Here is a 16,575-nt window from a genome sequence, read left to right as displayed (position 1 = left end):
GATATTTAATTAAATCATTATGGTAGACGTTTTGTTAGGCCTGCAATGGGGCGACGAAGGCAAGGGTAAGATTGTGGACTATTTTGCCGGCAGGTATGACGTGATTGCCCGTTTTCAGGGTGGCCCGAACGCTGGTCACACTTTATATGTAAACGGACAGAAAGTAGTATTACGTACAATTCCTTCCGGTGTATTCCATGAAAAGACCATTAATCTGATTGGTAACGGAGTGGTGCTGGATCCTGTGGCTTTCAAAAAGGAAAGTGAAGATATTTCAGCACTGGGTGTGGATCTGACAAAAAATCTGTTTATCGCGGAAAAAACGCATATTATTGTTCCTACGCATCGTGCGCTGGACAAAGCGTCCGAAATAGCAAAAGGTAATGATAAAATAGGCTCTACTTTAAAAGGTATCGGCCCGGCTTACATGGATAAAACCGGTAGAAACGGGTTGCGTGTGGGAGATGTATTGTCACCGGATTTTAAAAATCAGTATGAGAAACTGAAACAGAAGCACCTGCAACTGTTGTGTCAGTATGATATAAACGAGTTTACAGAAGATATCGCCAACTGGGAAGCTGAATTTTTTGAAGCGATTCCATTCCTGCAGAAAATGAATGTGGTAAGTGGTGAATATTTCCTGAATGAAAAACTGAAAGCCGGTAAAAAAGTATTGGCAGAAGGTGCACAGGGAAGTATGCTGGATGTTGACTTTGGAACTTATCCATTTGTTACTTCTTCCAATACCATCTCTGCGGGTGTATGTACCGGTTTAGGTATTGCTCCGCAGTGGATCAAAGAAGTAATTGGTGTAACCAAAGCTTATTGTACCCGTGTTGGTGGCGGACCTTTCCCTACAGAACTGCATGATGCTACCGGTGAAAAACTGCGTAGTGCAGGTCATGAATTTGGCGCAGTAACTGGTCGCCCACGCCGTTGTGGCTGGATTGACCTGGTGGCTCTGAATTATACCTGCATGCTGAGTGGTGTTACCCAGCTGGTAATGACCAAAAGTGATGTACTGGATGAATTTGATGAAGTTTTGGCTTGTACCGCTTACGAAATAAATGGTCAACAAACGAAACAATTACCCTTCCAGTTAAACGGTCTGGACATTAAACCTGTCTGGGAGACATTTAACGGATGGAGCGACAAAACTTCTACCTGCAAGCAATTCAACGAGTTACCAGCAGAGATGAAAGCGTTTGTTGCAGCAGTGGATAGCTATTTGGGTGTGCCCGTGAAATACGTTTCTAACGGACCCGGACGCGATCAGATCCTAGAAAAGTAAAAGGAAAAAAAGTAAGGAAAAAAAACGGCAAAAAAAATTTGGCGAATAAAAAAAACTATTAAAACTTTACGGCAAAGAAATAAGGCAACCTATTATGAAATCAAAATCTGATAAAGAGAAAGAGACCAAAAAAACTACTTCTCCTAAGACTGCAAAAGACGCTCCTAAAGCTGCGGCCAAGCCTAAGAAAGAGGTGGATGATGATGATGAGGAAGATGATGATGAAGATGTGAAACCTTCCAAATCTGCCTCAAAGAAATCAGATAAGCCCGCATCTAAATCCAAACGTAAAGATGACGATGAGGATGGAGATGATGATGCTGACGATGAAGGAGATGATGCTGATGACGCCTGGGAAAAAGGGGAAGATGATGATTATGATCCTGATTTTGAAGAATTTGACATGCCTAAGTCAAAAGGAAAACGTGGTCGTCCTGCCACCGGCACTAAAAAAGCCGATGATGACGATGATTTGGGCATCGATGATGAATTCAAAGACATGGATCTGTTCAACGATCGTTTTGATGATGACGATGATGATTTTTAAGCACTAAAACGCGATTGTTATCAGGATATTCCACACTTTTCCGGTTGATAATCAGAAAATATTTAAGCAACAAATGTTGGATTGGGGAAACCAGTTCAACATTTGTTGTTTTTTAGATAATAATAACTACGATTCTCCCTGGCACCAATACGAAGCCATACTTGCGGCAGATGCCTTACATACCCTCGAAGTAAGTGCAGGAAATGCTTTCCCGGCTTTACAGGCGTTTTATAATACACATCAGGACTGGCTTTTTGGTCACCTGGCATATGATCTCAAAAACGAGACCGTGCCGGGACTGCAATCGGAGCACTATGACGGTATCGGCTTTCCTGATATGTGTTTCTTTGTGCCGCGTGTAGTTATGCAGCTCCAGAAAGGACAGGTACATATTGGCGGAGAAGCCTTCAGTGAACAGGACGCCTATGCCGTGTTTACGGCCTGTTTACGTATGCCCGTTGACGTGGCACCTGCCCACAACTCCGGTCTGCAGCCGCTGCGCAGCCGCCTGAATCATCACCGCTATATCGCCGCAGTGAAAGAGCTGCAGCAGCATATTCTTCATGGCGACTGCTATGAAGTTAATTTCTGCCGCGAAAATTACATGGAAGCGGTGAGTGTTCATCCACCGGCTTTATTTGCAAAACTGAATGCGTTGTCGCCTGCACCGTTTGCGGCCTACTACCGCCTGCATGATCGCTACATGGCCTGTTCCAGCCCTGAACGTTTTATGCAGAAAAAAGGGGATACAGTGATTTCACAACCGATTAAGGGCACCAGCCGCAAAGATGCAGATCCCGCTATTGACTTGCAGCTACAACAACAATTATTGCACAATGCAAAGGAACGCGCTGAAAATGTAATGGTGGTAGACCTGGTACGTAACGACTTATCCCATACTGCACTACAGGGCACCGTGAAAGTGACCGAACTCTTTGGCATCTATTCTTTTGCACATGTACACCACATGATCTCTACTGTGGCGGCGCAATTATCCCCACAGTTGCCTTTTACGGAAGTATTGCGTACTTCATTCCCCATGGGATCCATGACAGGTGCACCTAAAATGAGGGTGATGCAGCTCATTGAGCAATACGAACAAACCCGCCGGGGGCTTTATTCCGGCGCAGTAGGCTATATTACGCCAAGCGGCGATTTCGACTTTAATGTAGTGATCCGAAGCATGCTGTATAATGCCGCTAATCAATATCTTTCCTTCCAGACCGGCTCCGCTATCACTTTTTACAGTGACCCGGAAAAAGAATGGGAAGAATGTTTACTGAAAGCAGCTGCCATGGAAAAAACCATTACTGACTGAACAACTGCTCCATCGCCTCATTGATGGTGGGATAGGAAAACTGGAAACCGGTTCTTTGTATTTTGTCAGCAGAAGCTTTTACACTCTTCAATACTTCCACACTCATTTCTCCCAACGCCATTTTCAGCGCAAAGGCAGGCAYGTAAGTGGTCATAAAGCTGCGTCCTTTCACTATTTTGGCCATACTGAGGATCAGTTCCCGGTTAGTCACCGGGTTAGGGCTTACGGCGTTATATATGCCTTCCAGCTTATCGTTGACGATAGCATTGAAGTATAATCTTACGATATCATGAATATGGATCCAGGGTACAAATTGTTCTCCGGAACCCAGTATGGTGGCAAATCCAAACCGGAGCGGTTTGTAGAATTCTTTTAATGCGCCGCCTTCCCGGCTCAGGACAATGCCTGTACGGAAGATGACCAGCTTTTTATTTAATGCAGTTATTTTTGAAATGCTTTGCTCCCATGTTTGGGTGGTACTGGCCAGGTAATCGGTATACGCCCGGTCTGTTTCCGTAAACGCATGGTCATTAAACTCCCCGTAGTAGCCCGTAGCCGAGGCGCTTATCACCTTCTTTACCTTGTTGGGGATTGTTTGCAGCGCGGTGAACAGCAATTCACAGCTCCTGGTACGACTGTTAATAATTTCCTGTTTCCGGGCTGCCGTCCAGCGTTTATCGCCTACATTGGCTCCTGCCAGGTGTACTATATAATCTGCCTGTTGAATGGCTGCTTTGTCTATGGTTTGTGTTTCAATGTTCCATGGGGCATATGTTACCGCCTTGTTACTGCCTGCTTCCGGGCTCCTGCTAAGAATAATTACTTTGTAGCCGCGTTCCAGCAGCAGCCGGGTTAATGCCGTCCCTATGAGTCCTGTTCCACCGGTTATAATAACGGTTTCCATTAAGTAATAGCTGATTTTTTAAAATAATTTAATAAAAATACACAATAAATCGGGCCTTTTGGAATTTATGTAAAGGCAGGACTTACCAGCTTTAAATTGACAACTTAATTTCTGAATTTTAATGTAAGTTTGAAAATGGTGCATGCAAATGTGCCATCTGCTTTATCATACATATCTGAAATCTATATTACCGCATGCATACGCTATACCGCCTACAGTTAGTATTGTTGCTGCTTTTCGCCGGCACGGCAGCAATGGCACAGAAAATCACCTATTCAGAGCCGGAGAAAGATGACTACAAGAGCACTGAGTTTGAGATTATTGGCAAGGTAGCCGGTAATATCCTCGTGTATAAAACAGACCGTGGTGATTATGTTGTATCGGTATATGATAACGCGATGCAGCTGAAAAACAGGGTGAAACTGGACTTCCTGCCCCGTAAGGTGATCAGTATGGACTTTGTAGCCTATCCGGACAAGGTGCTCATGATCTACCAGTTCCAGCGTAAAGATGCGGTATACAGCTTCTGTGCTACCATGTCGCCGGAGGCTACTTTCAGTGATGCACCCGTCCTGATCGATTCTACCCGTATCGGCATCTATTCCAAAGAGAACAAGGTATATTCTGTGGAAGTATCGGAAGATAAGAACCGCATCATGGTGTATAAGATCAACCAGGACAGGGAAGACAACAACGTGTTTTATACCTTCCTGTATGACAGCGCTATGAGCCTGGTAAACAATAGCCGCTTCTCTCTGCCGATGCAGAAAAAGCAGTTCCTGAGCAACTTTAACCTCACCAATACCGGGGACCTGATCTTTAATAAGCTGGAACGTACTTCTAACCGGGATTATGTAGTGAGCGGTAGTATGGTTGTTAAACGCGCACTGGTAGACAGTTTTGAAGCCAGCCCGATGGGATTCAAAGCGCAGCTGCTGGACGAGGTAAAAATGAAGCTTGATAATAATAAGCATACGGCGCTGGTCACTGCGTTTTATTATAAACAGAAAAGAGGGAACGTAGAAGGCTTATACCTGTATAAGTACGACTATGGCAATTATAAAACGGTATACGAGAAGTCGCAGGTATTTCCGGATGACCTGAAAGTAAATGCCCGCGGAGAATCCAGTACCAATGCTGCTTTTAATGACTACTTTATCCGTAAGATCATTAATACGGCCAATGGAGGCTTCCTGCTCACGGCAGAATCTTTCTCTACTTCGTCCCGTTACCAGCCCTGGAACCGGTGGAATTATATGTATGGCAGCCCATACAGTGGTATGTATGCCCCTTATTACTATTCCCCGTATTCTTCCATGTATTACAATCCTTACTACTGGAACAATTCACAGGGACTGCGTTATCACTATGATAATGTAGTGGTGTTGTCTTTTGATGACGAAGGCAATATGCAATGGAACAACTTTGTGCACAAGAGCCAGTATGACGATAATGCGGATCTGTATTTATCTTACCTGATGGTAAACGTAGGCAGTGAATTGCGTTTCCTGTATAATGAGCTGGACAGAAGAAGTTATATGTTGACGGATGTAAGTCTGGCGCCGGGCGGTAAAGTTAACCGTATGCCTACCTTGCGCAACCTGGATAAGGGTTTTACCTGGATGCCCCGGTATGGAAAACAAATTTCCGGTCGTACTGTTGTGATACCATGTATCTATAGGAATTATATTTGCTTTGCTAAAATTGACTTTTAATCACACCTTTGCATTGTGATAAGATTTTTCCGTTCAGGCAATCCTCTTACGGTATTGCTGTTGTTAATATATACACTGCTCGTTAAGTTTTACTATCTGATTCATCCGTCTACCTATATGGCGGATGGATCGGAGGGGCTTTTGTATCACCTGCTGGTGAAATGGATGACCACTTTGGTGGGAAATAGTCCTTTGTTTTTTACATCACTGGCAGTGTTGATGTTATTTCTGCAGTCGTTGCTCTTCACCCGTATTATCAACCATCACCGGTTGTTTCCCCGGCCTACGTATTTGCCGGCGATGTGTTTCCTGCTTTTTACTTCCATGCTGCAAAGCTGGAACGTATTTTCCCCGGCTTTGCTGGTGAACCTGATTATGTTGTGGGTATTTACCAGCATAACGGAGTTGTATACACGTACTTCGGCCCGTGATGTGGTATTTAATATTGGTTTTGCGCTGGGGGTGAGTGGGTTGTTTTACTTCCCTTCTGTTATTTTTTGCTTTTTGCTGCTGGCGAGTATGCTGATTATGCGTGCTTTCAGGCTGGCGGAGTGGATTATTGCGTTGCTGGGGTTAATATGTCCGCTTTACCTGATGGGAACTTATTTGTTCCTTACCGGGCAGATGACATTATTGTGGAAGATCCCGAATATTGGTGCATCGTTGCCCATGATTACTGATTATAAGGTATGGGGCGCCATGGTGGCCAGTTTGCTCTTTTTTGTGATCGGGTGGTTGTTATTACAGCGTCCTCTTAAGAAAATGTTAATACAGGGCCGCAAGATATGGGCGGCATTAATTATATATGTGGTGGTAGCCATGCTGGTACCTTTCTTCAACGTACACTTTTCCGCTGCCTATTGGGTGCTGGCTGTATTACCGGTTTCTATGTTTGCGGGTAATGTATTCTGGTCGGTCACTAACGATACTTTTGCCAACATTATCCACTTCATTACGCTGGCATATGTTATCGTAATGCAATATTTCAGCTGATTTCTCCATTTTAAGGGGCTGATTACCAGTAATTTGTTAAATCGGGACAAACGGCAATGGAAAATTGCGAACGGCGAAGTAATTTTGTCCTTTCCCAGTAGATTTGTCATTCGTGAAAAATGATGACAAAAACATCGGGTAAAAACAGTTTTTAAAGCATTATTTACACATAAACACAAAACATTTTCAGATGAAATTTGGCGTTGTCACCTTTCCCGGTTCTAATTGTGATCATGATATGATTGATTCCCTGCGTAATGATCTGGGACAGGAAGTAATAGAACTGTGGCATAAGGATAAAGACCTGAGCGCATTCAGCACAGAAGATTGTATCGTATTACCGGGTGGTTTTTCTTATGGTGACTACCTGCGTTGCGGCGCTATTGCGAGATTCAGCCCAATGATGCAGAGCGTGATAGAATTTGCCAATAAAGGTGGCCGTGTAATTGGTGTTTGTAATGGTTTCCAGGTATTATGTGAAGCAGGATTGCTGCCAGGCGTATTATTACAGAACCAGCATCAGCAGTTCATCTGCAAAAATGTATACATGAAAAGTGAAAACACTACCGCATCCATTACTAAAGATGTGGCAGGCAGATCACTGATGATTCCTATTGCACACGGAGAAGGGCGCTACTACGCTGACGACGCCACGCTGGATGAACTGTTTAAAAACAACCAGGTGTTATTCCGCTACTGCGATGAGTTTGGCAATATTATTGAATCTGCTAACCATAACGGCGCCATCCGTAACATAGCAGGTATCTGTAACAAAGGAAGAAATGTCTTTGGCATGATGCCTCACCCAGAAAGGGCTACCAGCCTGGCTTTGGGTAATACTGATGGTCAGCTGATTTTACAGAGTCTGATCAACAACAACTAATAGATTAAATCAACCAACCAATTAAAAAGAAAAGCATGAAAAAATTATTAACAGCACTGGCTTTGTTCGCCTTGCCCATTCTGGCAAGCGCTCAGATCGAGAATCCGGTAAAATGGAATTTCACTGCCAAGAAAGTAAATGCAACTACCTACGAAGTACACGCTACTGCTACCATCGATGCCGGATGGCACGTGTATGCACAGGAAGCAGGAGAAGGACCAGTACCAACTGCCTTCAAATTCACCAAGAATCCACTGGTGGCCACAGCAGGTAAAGTGGAAGAAGTAGGTAAACTGCACAAGTCATTTGATAAGAACTTCAACTCTGAACTGAAATATTACGAAAGCACCGTAGATTTCGTGCAGAAAGTAACCGTGAAAGGTAAAGCAGCTACTAAAGTAAAAGGCTCGGTAGAGTTCATGGTGTGTGATGATCACCAGTGTTTGCCTCCGAAAGAAGTGGAGTTTGCTGTGAGTGTTGGAGGAAAATAATTTTGCATCCGGTAACTGATAACAATACTCGTAAAACGAGTTCCTCTCAACAGGAACTCGTTTCTTGTTTTCTCAGATCTATATTATTTAAAGCCTATTGACTTTATGAAGCATCTGCTTTCATTTTTGATACCTGTCTTCGCCATTTTTGCGCTCAGCGCAAATGCGCAGGACGCCAGCCCGAAGCCTGTTAAATGGCAGTTTTCTGCAGAAAAGAAAAATGACCAGGAATATGTGCTTCACCTGAAGGGCACCATAGAAAAAGGCTGGTTGCTTTTTTCTACTACCATGGGAAATGATGATCCTAATACGAGAGTGGTGCTGGATAGCGCTTCGGCATCTGTTTCCAGCATCACAGGCATTAAAGAAACAGGTAAATTAGATACCCGTAAAGAGCCCCTCTTCGATAATTTAGAGATCAAATATTTCGAAAATACAGTTGATCTGGAAACGACTGTGAAATTTACAGGTGCCGTTCCTGCTTCATTTAAAGGCAGTGTCAACTATATGGCATTGAAAGGAGAAGAAGCAGTAGGACCAGAAGAAGAAGCATTTAAATTCAACAAAGATGCTTCCGGCAACCTGATTAGTGTGGTAGCAGGGCTACAGGAATCTGCTGATAATGCACAAACACTGAAGCGTAAGACGATTGATTTACAGCATCCTGTAAAAGATTGCGGCGGAACAGGACAGGAAGGAAGTGCGAAGAAAAGCCTTTGGGGATTATTTATCCTGGGTATGTTAGGTGGTTTCATTGCATTGTTTACACCATGTGTATTCCCGATGATTCCATTAACCGTATCTTTCTTCACAAAGCAATCAAAGGACAGAAAGAAAGGGATCGTAAATGCCATCATATATGGGTTCTTTATTTTCCTGATCTATGTACTTCTTAGTTTGCCGTTCCACTTCCTGGATTCACTGAATCCGGAAATTCTGAATAATATATCCACCAATATCTGGTTGAATCTGACTTTCTTCGTGATCTTCATTGTATTCGCTATTTCATTCTTCGGATATTTTGAAATTTCGATGCCTAGCAGTCTGGCTAATAAAGTAGATGCTAAGAGCAGTGTAGGCGGTATGGTAGGTATTTTCTTCATGGCTTTAACGCTGGCGCTGGTATCTTTCTCCTGTACAGGTCCTATTCTGGGTTCCTTACTGGCAGGATCTTTATCAACAGATGGTGGAGCTATTCAGTTGTCTGTAGGGATGGCTGGTTTTGGATTTGCACTCGCACTTCCATTTGCCCTGTTTGCGCTGTTTCCGGGATGGCTTAATTCCCTGCCTAAATCCGGTGGATGGCTTACTTCCGTAAAGGTAGTGTTGGGCTTCCTCGAATTAGCTATGGCAATTAAGTTCCTGTCAAATGCTGATCTGGTAAAACATTGGGGATTACTGAAACGTGAGGTATTCTTTGCTATCTGGATTATTATCGGTTTCTGTATTGTACTGTATCTGTTTGGTAAGATCCGCTTCCCGCATGATTCACCAATTAAGAAGCTCAGTAAAGGCAGAATTGCACTGGCACTTGTTTTCCTGGCATTTACGCTTTACCTGGTTCCTGGTGTTACCAATACAAAATATGCCAATCGTTCCCTGATCAGCGGATTCCCGCCACCATTGAATTATAGCATTTATGGAAAAGATGCCGCCAAAGGTGTGGAAGCTAATGTGGTCAATGATTATGAGAAAGCACTGAAATTAGCTAAAGAGCAGAATAAACCGCTTTTACTCGACTTTACTGGTTGGGCATGTGTTAACTGCCGCAAGATGGAAGAGAATGTATGGCCGAAGGAAGAAGTGAAGGTGCTGATTGAAAAGGATTATATCCTGGTTTCGCTTTATGTGGATGACAGGAAATTGTTACCGGAAGATCAGCAGTTTTTATTCACTACAAGCAATGGTTTTAAGAAGGAGATTAAAACTTATGGGGATAAGTTTGCCACTATGCAGACGGAAAATTTCATCAATAACTCACAGCCATTTTATGTGTTGATCAGTCCTGATGAAAAGCTGCTGACGCATCCAGTAGGTTATACTCCGGATGTAAAAGCATATGCAGATTGGCTGAAATGCGGTCTGGAGGCTTTTAAAAGCACTAAATAGTTAAAGTAATATTAGCGTATAAACAATGAAGGCTACACAATCTGTGTAGCCTTCATTGTTTATACGCTAATATTAAGAATATCAGAAAGAATAATCCAGTAATGCTGCCGCATTGATTTTATCCTGCTGGCGATTAGTCAGATTCTTCACGCTTATCATATTTTCCTGTAACTCAGATTCTCCCAGGATAATCACATAAGGTATACTTCTCTTATCTGCATACTTCATCTGTTTATCCATCTTGGCATTTTCATGGAATAATTCCGCAGCAATACCTTTCTTCCGCAATTGCATCATATATCCAAAAGCTGTACGGGCACTGTCTTCCCCAAGATTGAGGAATAATACCTTGGTAGATTGTTGTGCTGTTTCGGGGAATAATTGTAATTCTTCCAATACATCATAAATACGATCTACACCAAAAGAAATACCTACACCCGAAATGCCTTTCAGGCCAAAGAGTCCTGTGAGATCATCATATCGGCCACCACCACCGATGCTGCCCATTTTCACGGTAGCAGGTGCTTTTACTTCTACAATCATACCGGTGTAGTAGTTAAGACCGCGTGCCAGGGTAACATCTATGATAGGTGTGGCGTTAAAGCTGGCATATCCCGAATTAATTACAAACGATAATTCCTCAATGCCTTTCAAAGCCGTTTCGGATGATTGCAGCAGTTCTTTTAATTGTGCCAGCTTTTCATCACTACTACCATCAATGGCCAGGAATTTCTCAATGGTGTCTATGTCGGTATCAGTCAAACCTCYCTCCTGTAACTCCTTTCTAACACCTTCAGCACCGATCTTATCCAGTTTGTCGATAGATATAGTAATATCTGTCAGCAATTCAGTCTTACCTATTACTTCGGCGAGGCCAAACAATATTTTACGGTTATTGATACGTAGTTCATAACCCTGTAACCCGAGTTTGGTCAGTACCGTATCGTAGATCAGCAATAATTCTACTTCATTCAGTAAAGAGTTGCTACCTACCACATCTGCATCACATTGGTAAAACTCGCGATAGCGGCCTCTTTGAGGCTTGTCCGCGCGCCATACTGGTTGCATCTGGTAACGTTTGAAAGGAAGTGCCAGTTCATTCTGATTCATTACCACATAACGTGCGAAAGGAATCGTAAGATCATAGCGCAATGCTTTTTCGGTTACTGCTGCCAGGAGTTCCTTGTTATCTTTTGCCTCGTGTGCTTTCGTATAAATATCTCCGTTGTCCAACACTTTGAACATTAGCTTATCTCCTTCTTCTCCATACTTCCCTGTCAATGTAGACAAATTCTCCATCGCGGGTGTTTCCAGCGGCTGGAAACCGAATACCTCAAAGGTGTCTCTGATGGTTTGAAAAATGTAATTACGTTTTCTCACTACCACCGGGCCAAAATCACGGGTGCCTTTAGGAATACCGGGCTTTATCATCTCAAAAAATTATTAAAAGTTTTATTGTTGCTGGTCTGCAATGTTTTCGCAGGCCTCATAAATCATTTTATATACTGGTGTAAACAGTGCATCATCAAACCAGGGATCAGGTACTTCCTGTTGTTCCGGCAGCAGGAAGTGCACTTTCGCTTTATCGGCTTCGTTGCGGGCCTTACGTAATACATCCGTATAATTGCTTCGGTCCATTACATAAATAAGGTCAAATGTATCAAAATCTGCGACCTGAAACTGTCTGCCACGAAGACCGGATATATCCACTCCATTTTTCCGGGCCTCTTTCACGGACCTGTGGTCAGGCGCATGGCCTATATGCCAGTTACCAGTACCGGCAGAATCAATTTCCCAATCCAGTCCTTTTTCCCTCGCCAAATGTCTCATTATCCCTTCTGCCAGAGGTGAACGGCAAATATTACCCAGGCAAACCATCAATATTTTCATGCGGATGAATATTTGAATATCAGGCCGCAAACCTACAAGATATTATGGAAATGTGCATTCATTTGCATCTTTATCATGAAAACAAGGATAAAAATTGGGGATTTCCCGGATACAAAGCATAAATGGATGCAAATTGTAAAACACAGGAAATGATGAGATTTTAGATCGAAATATAACAACATGTTGAAAAAATGCCTCAAATTGCGACTGCGTAAGCAATAGAGTGCAGTTTTGTGGCAGTTTTTTAACATTCTTCTAAAATTCTCTTTGCCCGATTAAAAAATTTTTTTTTGTATAATTGTAATTCGCAACATGGAAACACACGAAGAACAAACAAGCAGACGACAGGAAAACAGGTATCGGCCAATGGGTGAGCTGATCAGAGGGATATTTTTTGTACTCTTTGGTCTGTTCGCAATTTTTGCAGAAAAACTGGGAATGGCACAGTTCCGTATATCCCCTTCAGCAATGAGTATAGTGGGTGCGGTGTTGATAACGTACGGCCTCTTTAGAGTTTATAACGGAGTAAGAAAACTTTTTTTTAACAGGAACTAAAGGGGTGTGATATGTTTTTCAGTTTTAGAAAGATGAATGCTGTATATTTAGCAGCAATTACTGTGATGGCCGCTTGTGGGCCTAATCCAAATGCGAAAAAATTAGATACAGCTACAGAAGGCACCATCCGCATCAGTGTGGATGAAACTTATAAGCCGCTGATAGATTCTGAAATAAAAGTTTTTGAATCACTGTATCCCAAAGCGCATATCATTCCTACCTATAAACCGGAGGCTGAATGCTTTAAAGATCTTTTAAATGATAGTGCCCGACTGGTGATCGTTACCCGCGATTTCAACCAACAGGAGCGCGACTACTTCAAGCAAATCAAAATTACGCCTAACAGCCTTTTACTTGCCTGGGACGCGCTCGCACTGGTGGTGAACAAGGAGAACCCTGACTCCATATTAAATATGGAACAGGTACGCGGTATTATGAACGGCACAAATAAGGACAGGAAATGGCAACTGGTGTTTGATAATGCCAACTCAAGCACCGTGCGATATATCATGGACTCCATCAATATGGGTAAGCCTTTGCCAACCAATACTATGGCTGCTAAAACCAACCCGGAAGTGGTGGACTACGTGTCAAAAAACAAAGACGCAATAGGTGTGATAGGAGTTAGCTGGATCTCTGATCCTAATGACTCATTGTCAATGGCTTTTACAAAAAAAGTATCTGTAGTGAGGCTAAGAGCAGACAATGGTTCAGAATTTGTTAAACCATACCAGGCGTATATTGGTATTGGTACCTATCCATTGAAGCGCGGCTTCTTTTTCTGCCTGAAAGAACCTTATCACGGACTGGGCAGTGGATTCGCCACCTTTCTCGGCAGTTATGAAGGACAGCTTGTTATCAAGCAGTTCCGTTTGTTTCCGGCCAGATTGAATGTAGTATTCAGAGAAGCAAATCTTAAGTAGTAAAAAAACACAACTAAAACTAAAAAACCAGATTGCATGAACAAACGGAAAAGTTTAATCGTAGCATTGCTTTGCGCTGCATCTAGCGGTGCGATGGCCCAATCTGTGGAGGATGGATTAAAAGACCTGTATTATGGTAAATATCTGTCTGCCAAGCAGAATTTTGAGAAAGTGATTGCAGCAAAGCCTACGGAGGACAAAGCTTATTATTACCTCGGTATAGCGCAGCTTGGACAAGAAGATGTAGCAGGTGCTGCAGCTACTTTCCAGAAAGGTTTACAGGCAGTGCCTACCTCCGCTTTATTACAGGTAGGTATGGGCCGTATTGATCTGCTGAAGGGAGATGCCGCTGCTGCCAAAACAAAGTTTGACGCTGCCAGTGCTGCTACTCAAGGTCGTGATGGCGATGTAGCCCGCGCAATAGCAGATGCCAGCACCGAGCTAAAAGGTGGTGATCGTGCTTACGCCCTGACTGTAATGGAAAAGCTCCTGAACAATGAAGGACGCAAGAAAAAAGAACAATACACTGCTACCGCAGCTGATTATATTGAACTGGGAGATGCTTACCGCTTCCTGGGTGGTGAAAATGGTGGTAAAGCCATCACCACTTATGAAAAAGCACTGGAAGTAGATCCAAACAATGCAGAAGCTGTCATGAAAGAAGGTTTGGTGAACTACAATGCAAGGCTGAAAGCTGAAGCAGTAGCAGATTACACCAAAGCTACCAACATGGACCCTAAATATGGTCCTGCTTTCTACGAGCTGTTTCAATTCTACATCACACCTAAAAAGGATCAGTTATCCTGGGAAAATGCTGCTAAATACCTGGAGCAATATATGGCTGTAGCAGATCCGGCAGATAAAACAAAGAACCAATACCTGGCGGCTTACATCTCTTTCTTCAAGAAAGATTATGATGCCGCTATCAGCAAAGGCCAGGCTACTCTGCCAGGTGCTGATGAGTTTTATCAGAACAAGCTGAACTTGCTGATCGGTGATGCTTACCTCCAGAAAGGTGACTCCCTGAACGCGAAAAAAGTGATGGATGATTATGCAACAAAAGTAGGTGACGCTAAACTGGACTCTAATGATTATAAGTTATTGAGCACTATCTACATGCGCCTGAAATCCAGCGATTCTGCTACGCAGAACCAGTACAATACCAAAGCATTGGCTTACCTGGAAAAATATGCGGGTGCTATCACTACGAAGGATCCGGAAACATTTATCCAGATTGCGGATCAGCTGAAAGCAGCCAGAAGTTTTGTTCCTGCTGCAGAATGGTATGAAAAAGCGAACGAATTATCTCTTGCCAATAAAGTACAACTGCAGGCAATTGATTACTTCAACGTAGGTATTAACTACTACTATGGTGCAGTAAATGTGAAGCCTGCAGATACCACCCTGCTGGCTAAAGCTGATGCTGCTTTCCAGAAAGTGATCGAAGCAAAACCTGAACTGGGTACTGGTTACTACTGGAGAGGTATGACTAATTTTGTGAAAGATCCGCAAGCGCAGGCTGGTGTTGCAAAGCCTTTCTATGACAAATACATAGAAATTTCAGAAGTAGATCCGGCTAAATACAAGGTTACCTTGATTAATGCTTACACTTATGAGTTGTTATACTACTACTTTAAGGAAGATAAAGCCAATGTAAAGGTATATGCTGATAAACTGTCTGCAATAGATCCGAATAACTCTGCTGTTAAACAGATCACAGAAAACATGGCTGCCCGTGAAAAAGCGGCTACCAAGCCTGCTGCTAAACCAGCTGCCAAACAAGGCCAGAATAAGAAATAATTATTAATTATATACGATATTAAAAAACCTCCTGTACCCACAGGAGGTTTTTTAGTTTCCGGTTGGTGAAAAAAGATAATATTTTAGACCCTAATAGATTTGATATTTGGTCAACTTACAGTATTTTTGCGCATTCGGACAATGTTTTTATCGGGAAGCTTATGTATACAGACACTGTATTTTTGTCAGCAACGACTACTCCTTCTAGCTATTTCCCTATAGTATTGCAACTTGTTGCAGCTTTAGGTTTCGTAGGGATCACGATGTTAGCTACTCACTTTTTGGGTCCTAAACGCAAAACCAGCGATAAGCTTATTAACTTTGAGAGTGGAATCGAGCAAAAGGGCAATGCCCGGCAGCCGGTGGCCATCAAATACTTTCTTACTGCTATTCTTTTCGTGTTATTTGATGTGGAAGTAATCTTTTTCTACCCCTATGCTGTTAATTTCAGGGAACTGGGATGGGAAGGCTTTACTGCTGTGCTGATGTTTGTGGGCTTCTTTTTGTGTGGTTTTATCTACATCACAAAGAAGGGTGCACTGAAGTGGGAAGACTAATTTTAAATCTCTAAATTAAATCAAATGGCTCGTCCGGTTCAATATAATAACAAGGTGAAAACGGTGGAAATTCCTGAGGGATATTCCGGTGAGGGATTTTACGCCACATCATTTGACAAAGTAATAGGCCTGGCGCGTAAAAACTCCATCTGGCCTTTACCATTCGCTACTTCCTGCTGTGGTATCGAATTCATGGCCACCATGGCAGCTACCTACGATATGGCCCGTTTTGGGGCAGAACGTATGGCGTTTACACCCCGTCAGTGCGATTTGCTGATGGTAATGGGTACCATTTCTAAGAAAATGGGACCTATCGTGCGCCAGGTATACCTGCAAATGGCTGAACCACGCTGGGTAATGGCCGTAGGTGCCTGCGCCTGCAGCGGTGGTATATTTGATACCTATTCTGTATTACAGGGTATTGACCAGGTAATTCCGGTAGATGTATATGTACCAGGATGTCCTCCGAGACCAGAAGGTATTATCGATGGTTTTATGAAAATACAGGACCTGGTAGGCCAGGAAAGTCTCCGCCGCCGTAACTCCGACAGATATCAAGAGCTGATGGAGTCTTATGGTATCAAGTAAGGAGGGGAATG

General features: G+C 43.0%; 15 protein-coding genes. 12 read left to right on the top strand and 3 right to left on the bottom strand.

Annotation, left to right across the window (positions count from 1 at the left end):
* The first annotated feature begins 19 nt into the window (after positions 1 to 19).
* The 3 genes from AC1DP6_RS06675 (at position 20) to AC1DP6_RS06665 (ending at position 3,156) form a co-directional block, all read left to right on the top strand.
* On the top strand, positions 20 to 1,291 hold the full coding sequence (locus tag AC1DP6_RS06675; protein WP_477054123.1) for an adenylosuccinate synthase: 1,272 nt from the start codon (positions 20 to 22) through the stop codon (positions 1,289 to 1,291).
* A 94-nt stretch (positions 1,292 to 1,385) separates the two neighbouring features.
* On the top strand, positions 1,386 to 1,838 hold the full coding sequence (locus AC1DP6_RS06670) for a hypothetical protein (RefSeq protein ID WP_477054122.1): 453 nt from the start codon (positions 1,386 to 1,388) through the stop codon (positions 1,836 to 1,838).
* Positions 1,839 to 1,911: 73 nt separating this feature from the next.
* Complete coding sequence (locus AC1DP6_RS06665) at positions 1,912 to 3,156, top strand: anthranilate synthase component I family protein (protein ID WP_477054121.1); 1,245 nt, start codon at positions 1,912 to 1,914, stop codon at positions 3,154 to 3,156.
* Here the strand turns inward: AC1DP6_RS06665 and AC1DP6_RS06660 are convergent.
* Entirely contained in the window at positions 3,146 to 4,060 is a 915-nt protein-coding gene (locus tag AC1DP6_RS06660) for a TIGR01777 family oxidoreductase (RefSeq protein ID WP_477054120.1), read from the bottom strand. The two genes, AC1DP6_RS06665 and AC1DP6_RS06660, sit on opposite strands and share 11 nt — an antisense overlap.
* Before the next feature lie 194 nt (positions 4,061 to 4,254).
* Here AC1DP6_RS06660 and AC1DP6_RS06655 point away from each other — a divergent pair, with 194 nt between their 5' ends.
* The 5 genes from AC1DP6_RS06655 (at position 4,255) to AC1DP6_RS06635 (ending at position 10,251) form a co-directional block, all read left to right on the top strand.
* Positions 4,255 to 5,775, top strand: coding sequence for a hypothetical protein (locus AC1DP6_RS06655; protein ID WP_477054119.1), 1,521 nt, complete (start codon positions 4,255 to 4,257; stop codon positions 5,773 to 5,775).
* Positions 5,776 to 5,790: 15 nt separating this feature from the next.
* Positions 5,791 to 6,768, top strand: a complete 978-nt coding sequence (locus tag AC1DP6_RS06650) for a hypothetical protein (protein ID WP_441573579.1) — start codon at positions 5,791 to 5,793, stop codon at positions 6,766 to 6,768.
* 190 nt (positions 6,769 to 6,958) lie between these two features.
* On the top strand, positions 6,959 to 7,651 hold the full coding sequence (purQ, locus tag AC1DP6_RS06645; RefSeq protein WP_441573580.1) for a phosphoribosylformylglycinamidine synthase subunit PurQ: 693 nt from the start codon (positions 6,959 to 6,961) through the stop codon (positions 7,649 to 7,651).
* Between the two features lie 35 nt (positions 7,652 to 7,686).
* Complete coding sequence (locus AC1DP6_RS06640; RefSeq protein ID WP_477054118.1) at positions 7,687 to 8,142, top strand: protein-disulfide reductase DsbD domain-containing protein; 456 nt, start codon at positions 7,687 to 7,689, stop codon at positions 8,140 to 8,142.
* A 105-nt stretch (positions 8,143 to 8,247) separates the two neighbouring features.
* Positions 8,248 to 10,251 carry a protein-disulfide reductase DsbD family protein gene (locus AC1DP6_RS06635; protein ID WP_477054117.1) on the top strand — a complete coding sequence of 668 codons (2,004 nt, stop codon included), beginning with the start codon at positions 8,248 to 8,250 and terminating at the stop codon, positions 10,249 to 10,251.
* Between the two features lie 81 nt (positions 10,252 to 10,332).
* On the opposite strand, the gene hisS is transcribed toward AC1DP6_RS06635, so the two are convergent.
* The gene (gene hisS, locus AC1DP6_RS06630) at positions 10,333 to 11,682 is read right to left on the bottom strand and encodes a histidine--tRNA ligase (RefSeq protein WP_477054116.1); all 1,350 of its coding nucleotides are present in this window, start codon (positions 11,680 to 11,682) and stop codon (positions 10,333 to 10,335) included.
* A 21-nt stretch (positions 11,683 to 11,703) separates the two neighbouring features.
* Positions 11,704 to 12,141 (bottom strand): low molecular weight protein-tyrosine-phosphatase, encoded by a 438-nt coding sequence (locus tag AC1DP6_RS06625; RefSeq protein ID WP_477054115.1) that lies wholly within the window; start codon positions 12,139 to 12,141, stop codon positions 11,704 to 11,706.
* A 566-nt stretch (positions 12,142 to 12,707) separates the two neighbouring features.
* Between AC1DP6_RS06625 and AC1DP6_RS06620 the strand changes: the two genes are divergently transcribed.
* The 4 genes from AC1DP6_RS06620 to AC1DP6_RS06605 all read left to right on the top strand — a co-directional run bounded on the left by AC1DP6_RS06620 (position 12,708) and on the right by AC1DP6_RS06605 (position 16,564).
* The gene (locus tag AC1DP6_RS06620; protein WP_477054114.1) at positions 12,708 to 13,619 is read left to right on the top strand and encodes a substrate-binding domain-containing protein; all 912 of its coding nucleotides are present in this window, start codon (positions 12,708 to 12,710) and stop codon (positions 13,617 to 13,619) included.
* A 36-nt stretch (positions 13,620 to 13,655) separates the two neighbouring features.
* Positions 13,656 to 15,419: a tetratricopeptide repeat protein gene (locus AC1DP6_RS06615; RefSeq protein WP_477054113.1), complete on the top strand. Its 1,764-nt coding sequence runs from the start codon at positions 13,656 to 13,658 to the stop codon at positions 15,417 to 15,419.
* A 65-nt stretch (positions 15,420 to 15,484) separates the two neighbouring features.
* Positions 15,485 to 15,976, top strand: coding sequence for an NADH-quinone oxidoreductase subunit A (locus AC1DP6_RS06610; protein ID WP_477054112.1), 492 nt, complete (start codon positions 15,485 to 15,487; stop codon positions 15,974 to 15,976).
* 24 nt (positions 15,977 to 16,000) lie between these two features.
* Positions 16,001 to 16,564 carry an NADH-quinone oxidoreductase subunit B gene (locus AC1DP6_RS06605; RefSeq protein WP_133806465.1) on the top strand — a complete coding sequence of 188 codons (564 nt, stop codon included), beginning with the start codon at positions 16,001 to 16,003 and terminating at the stop codon, positions 16,562 to 16,564.
* Positions 16,565 to 16,575 lie beyond the last annotated feature (11 nt).

The sequence above is a fragment of the Chitinophaga sp. 01L420 genome, assembly GCF_056399985.1.
This window is presented reverse-complemented; position numbering and strand designations above follow the sequence as displayed.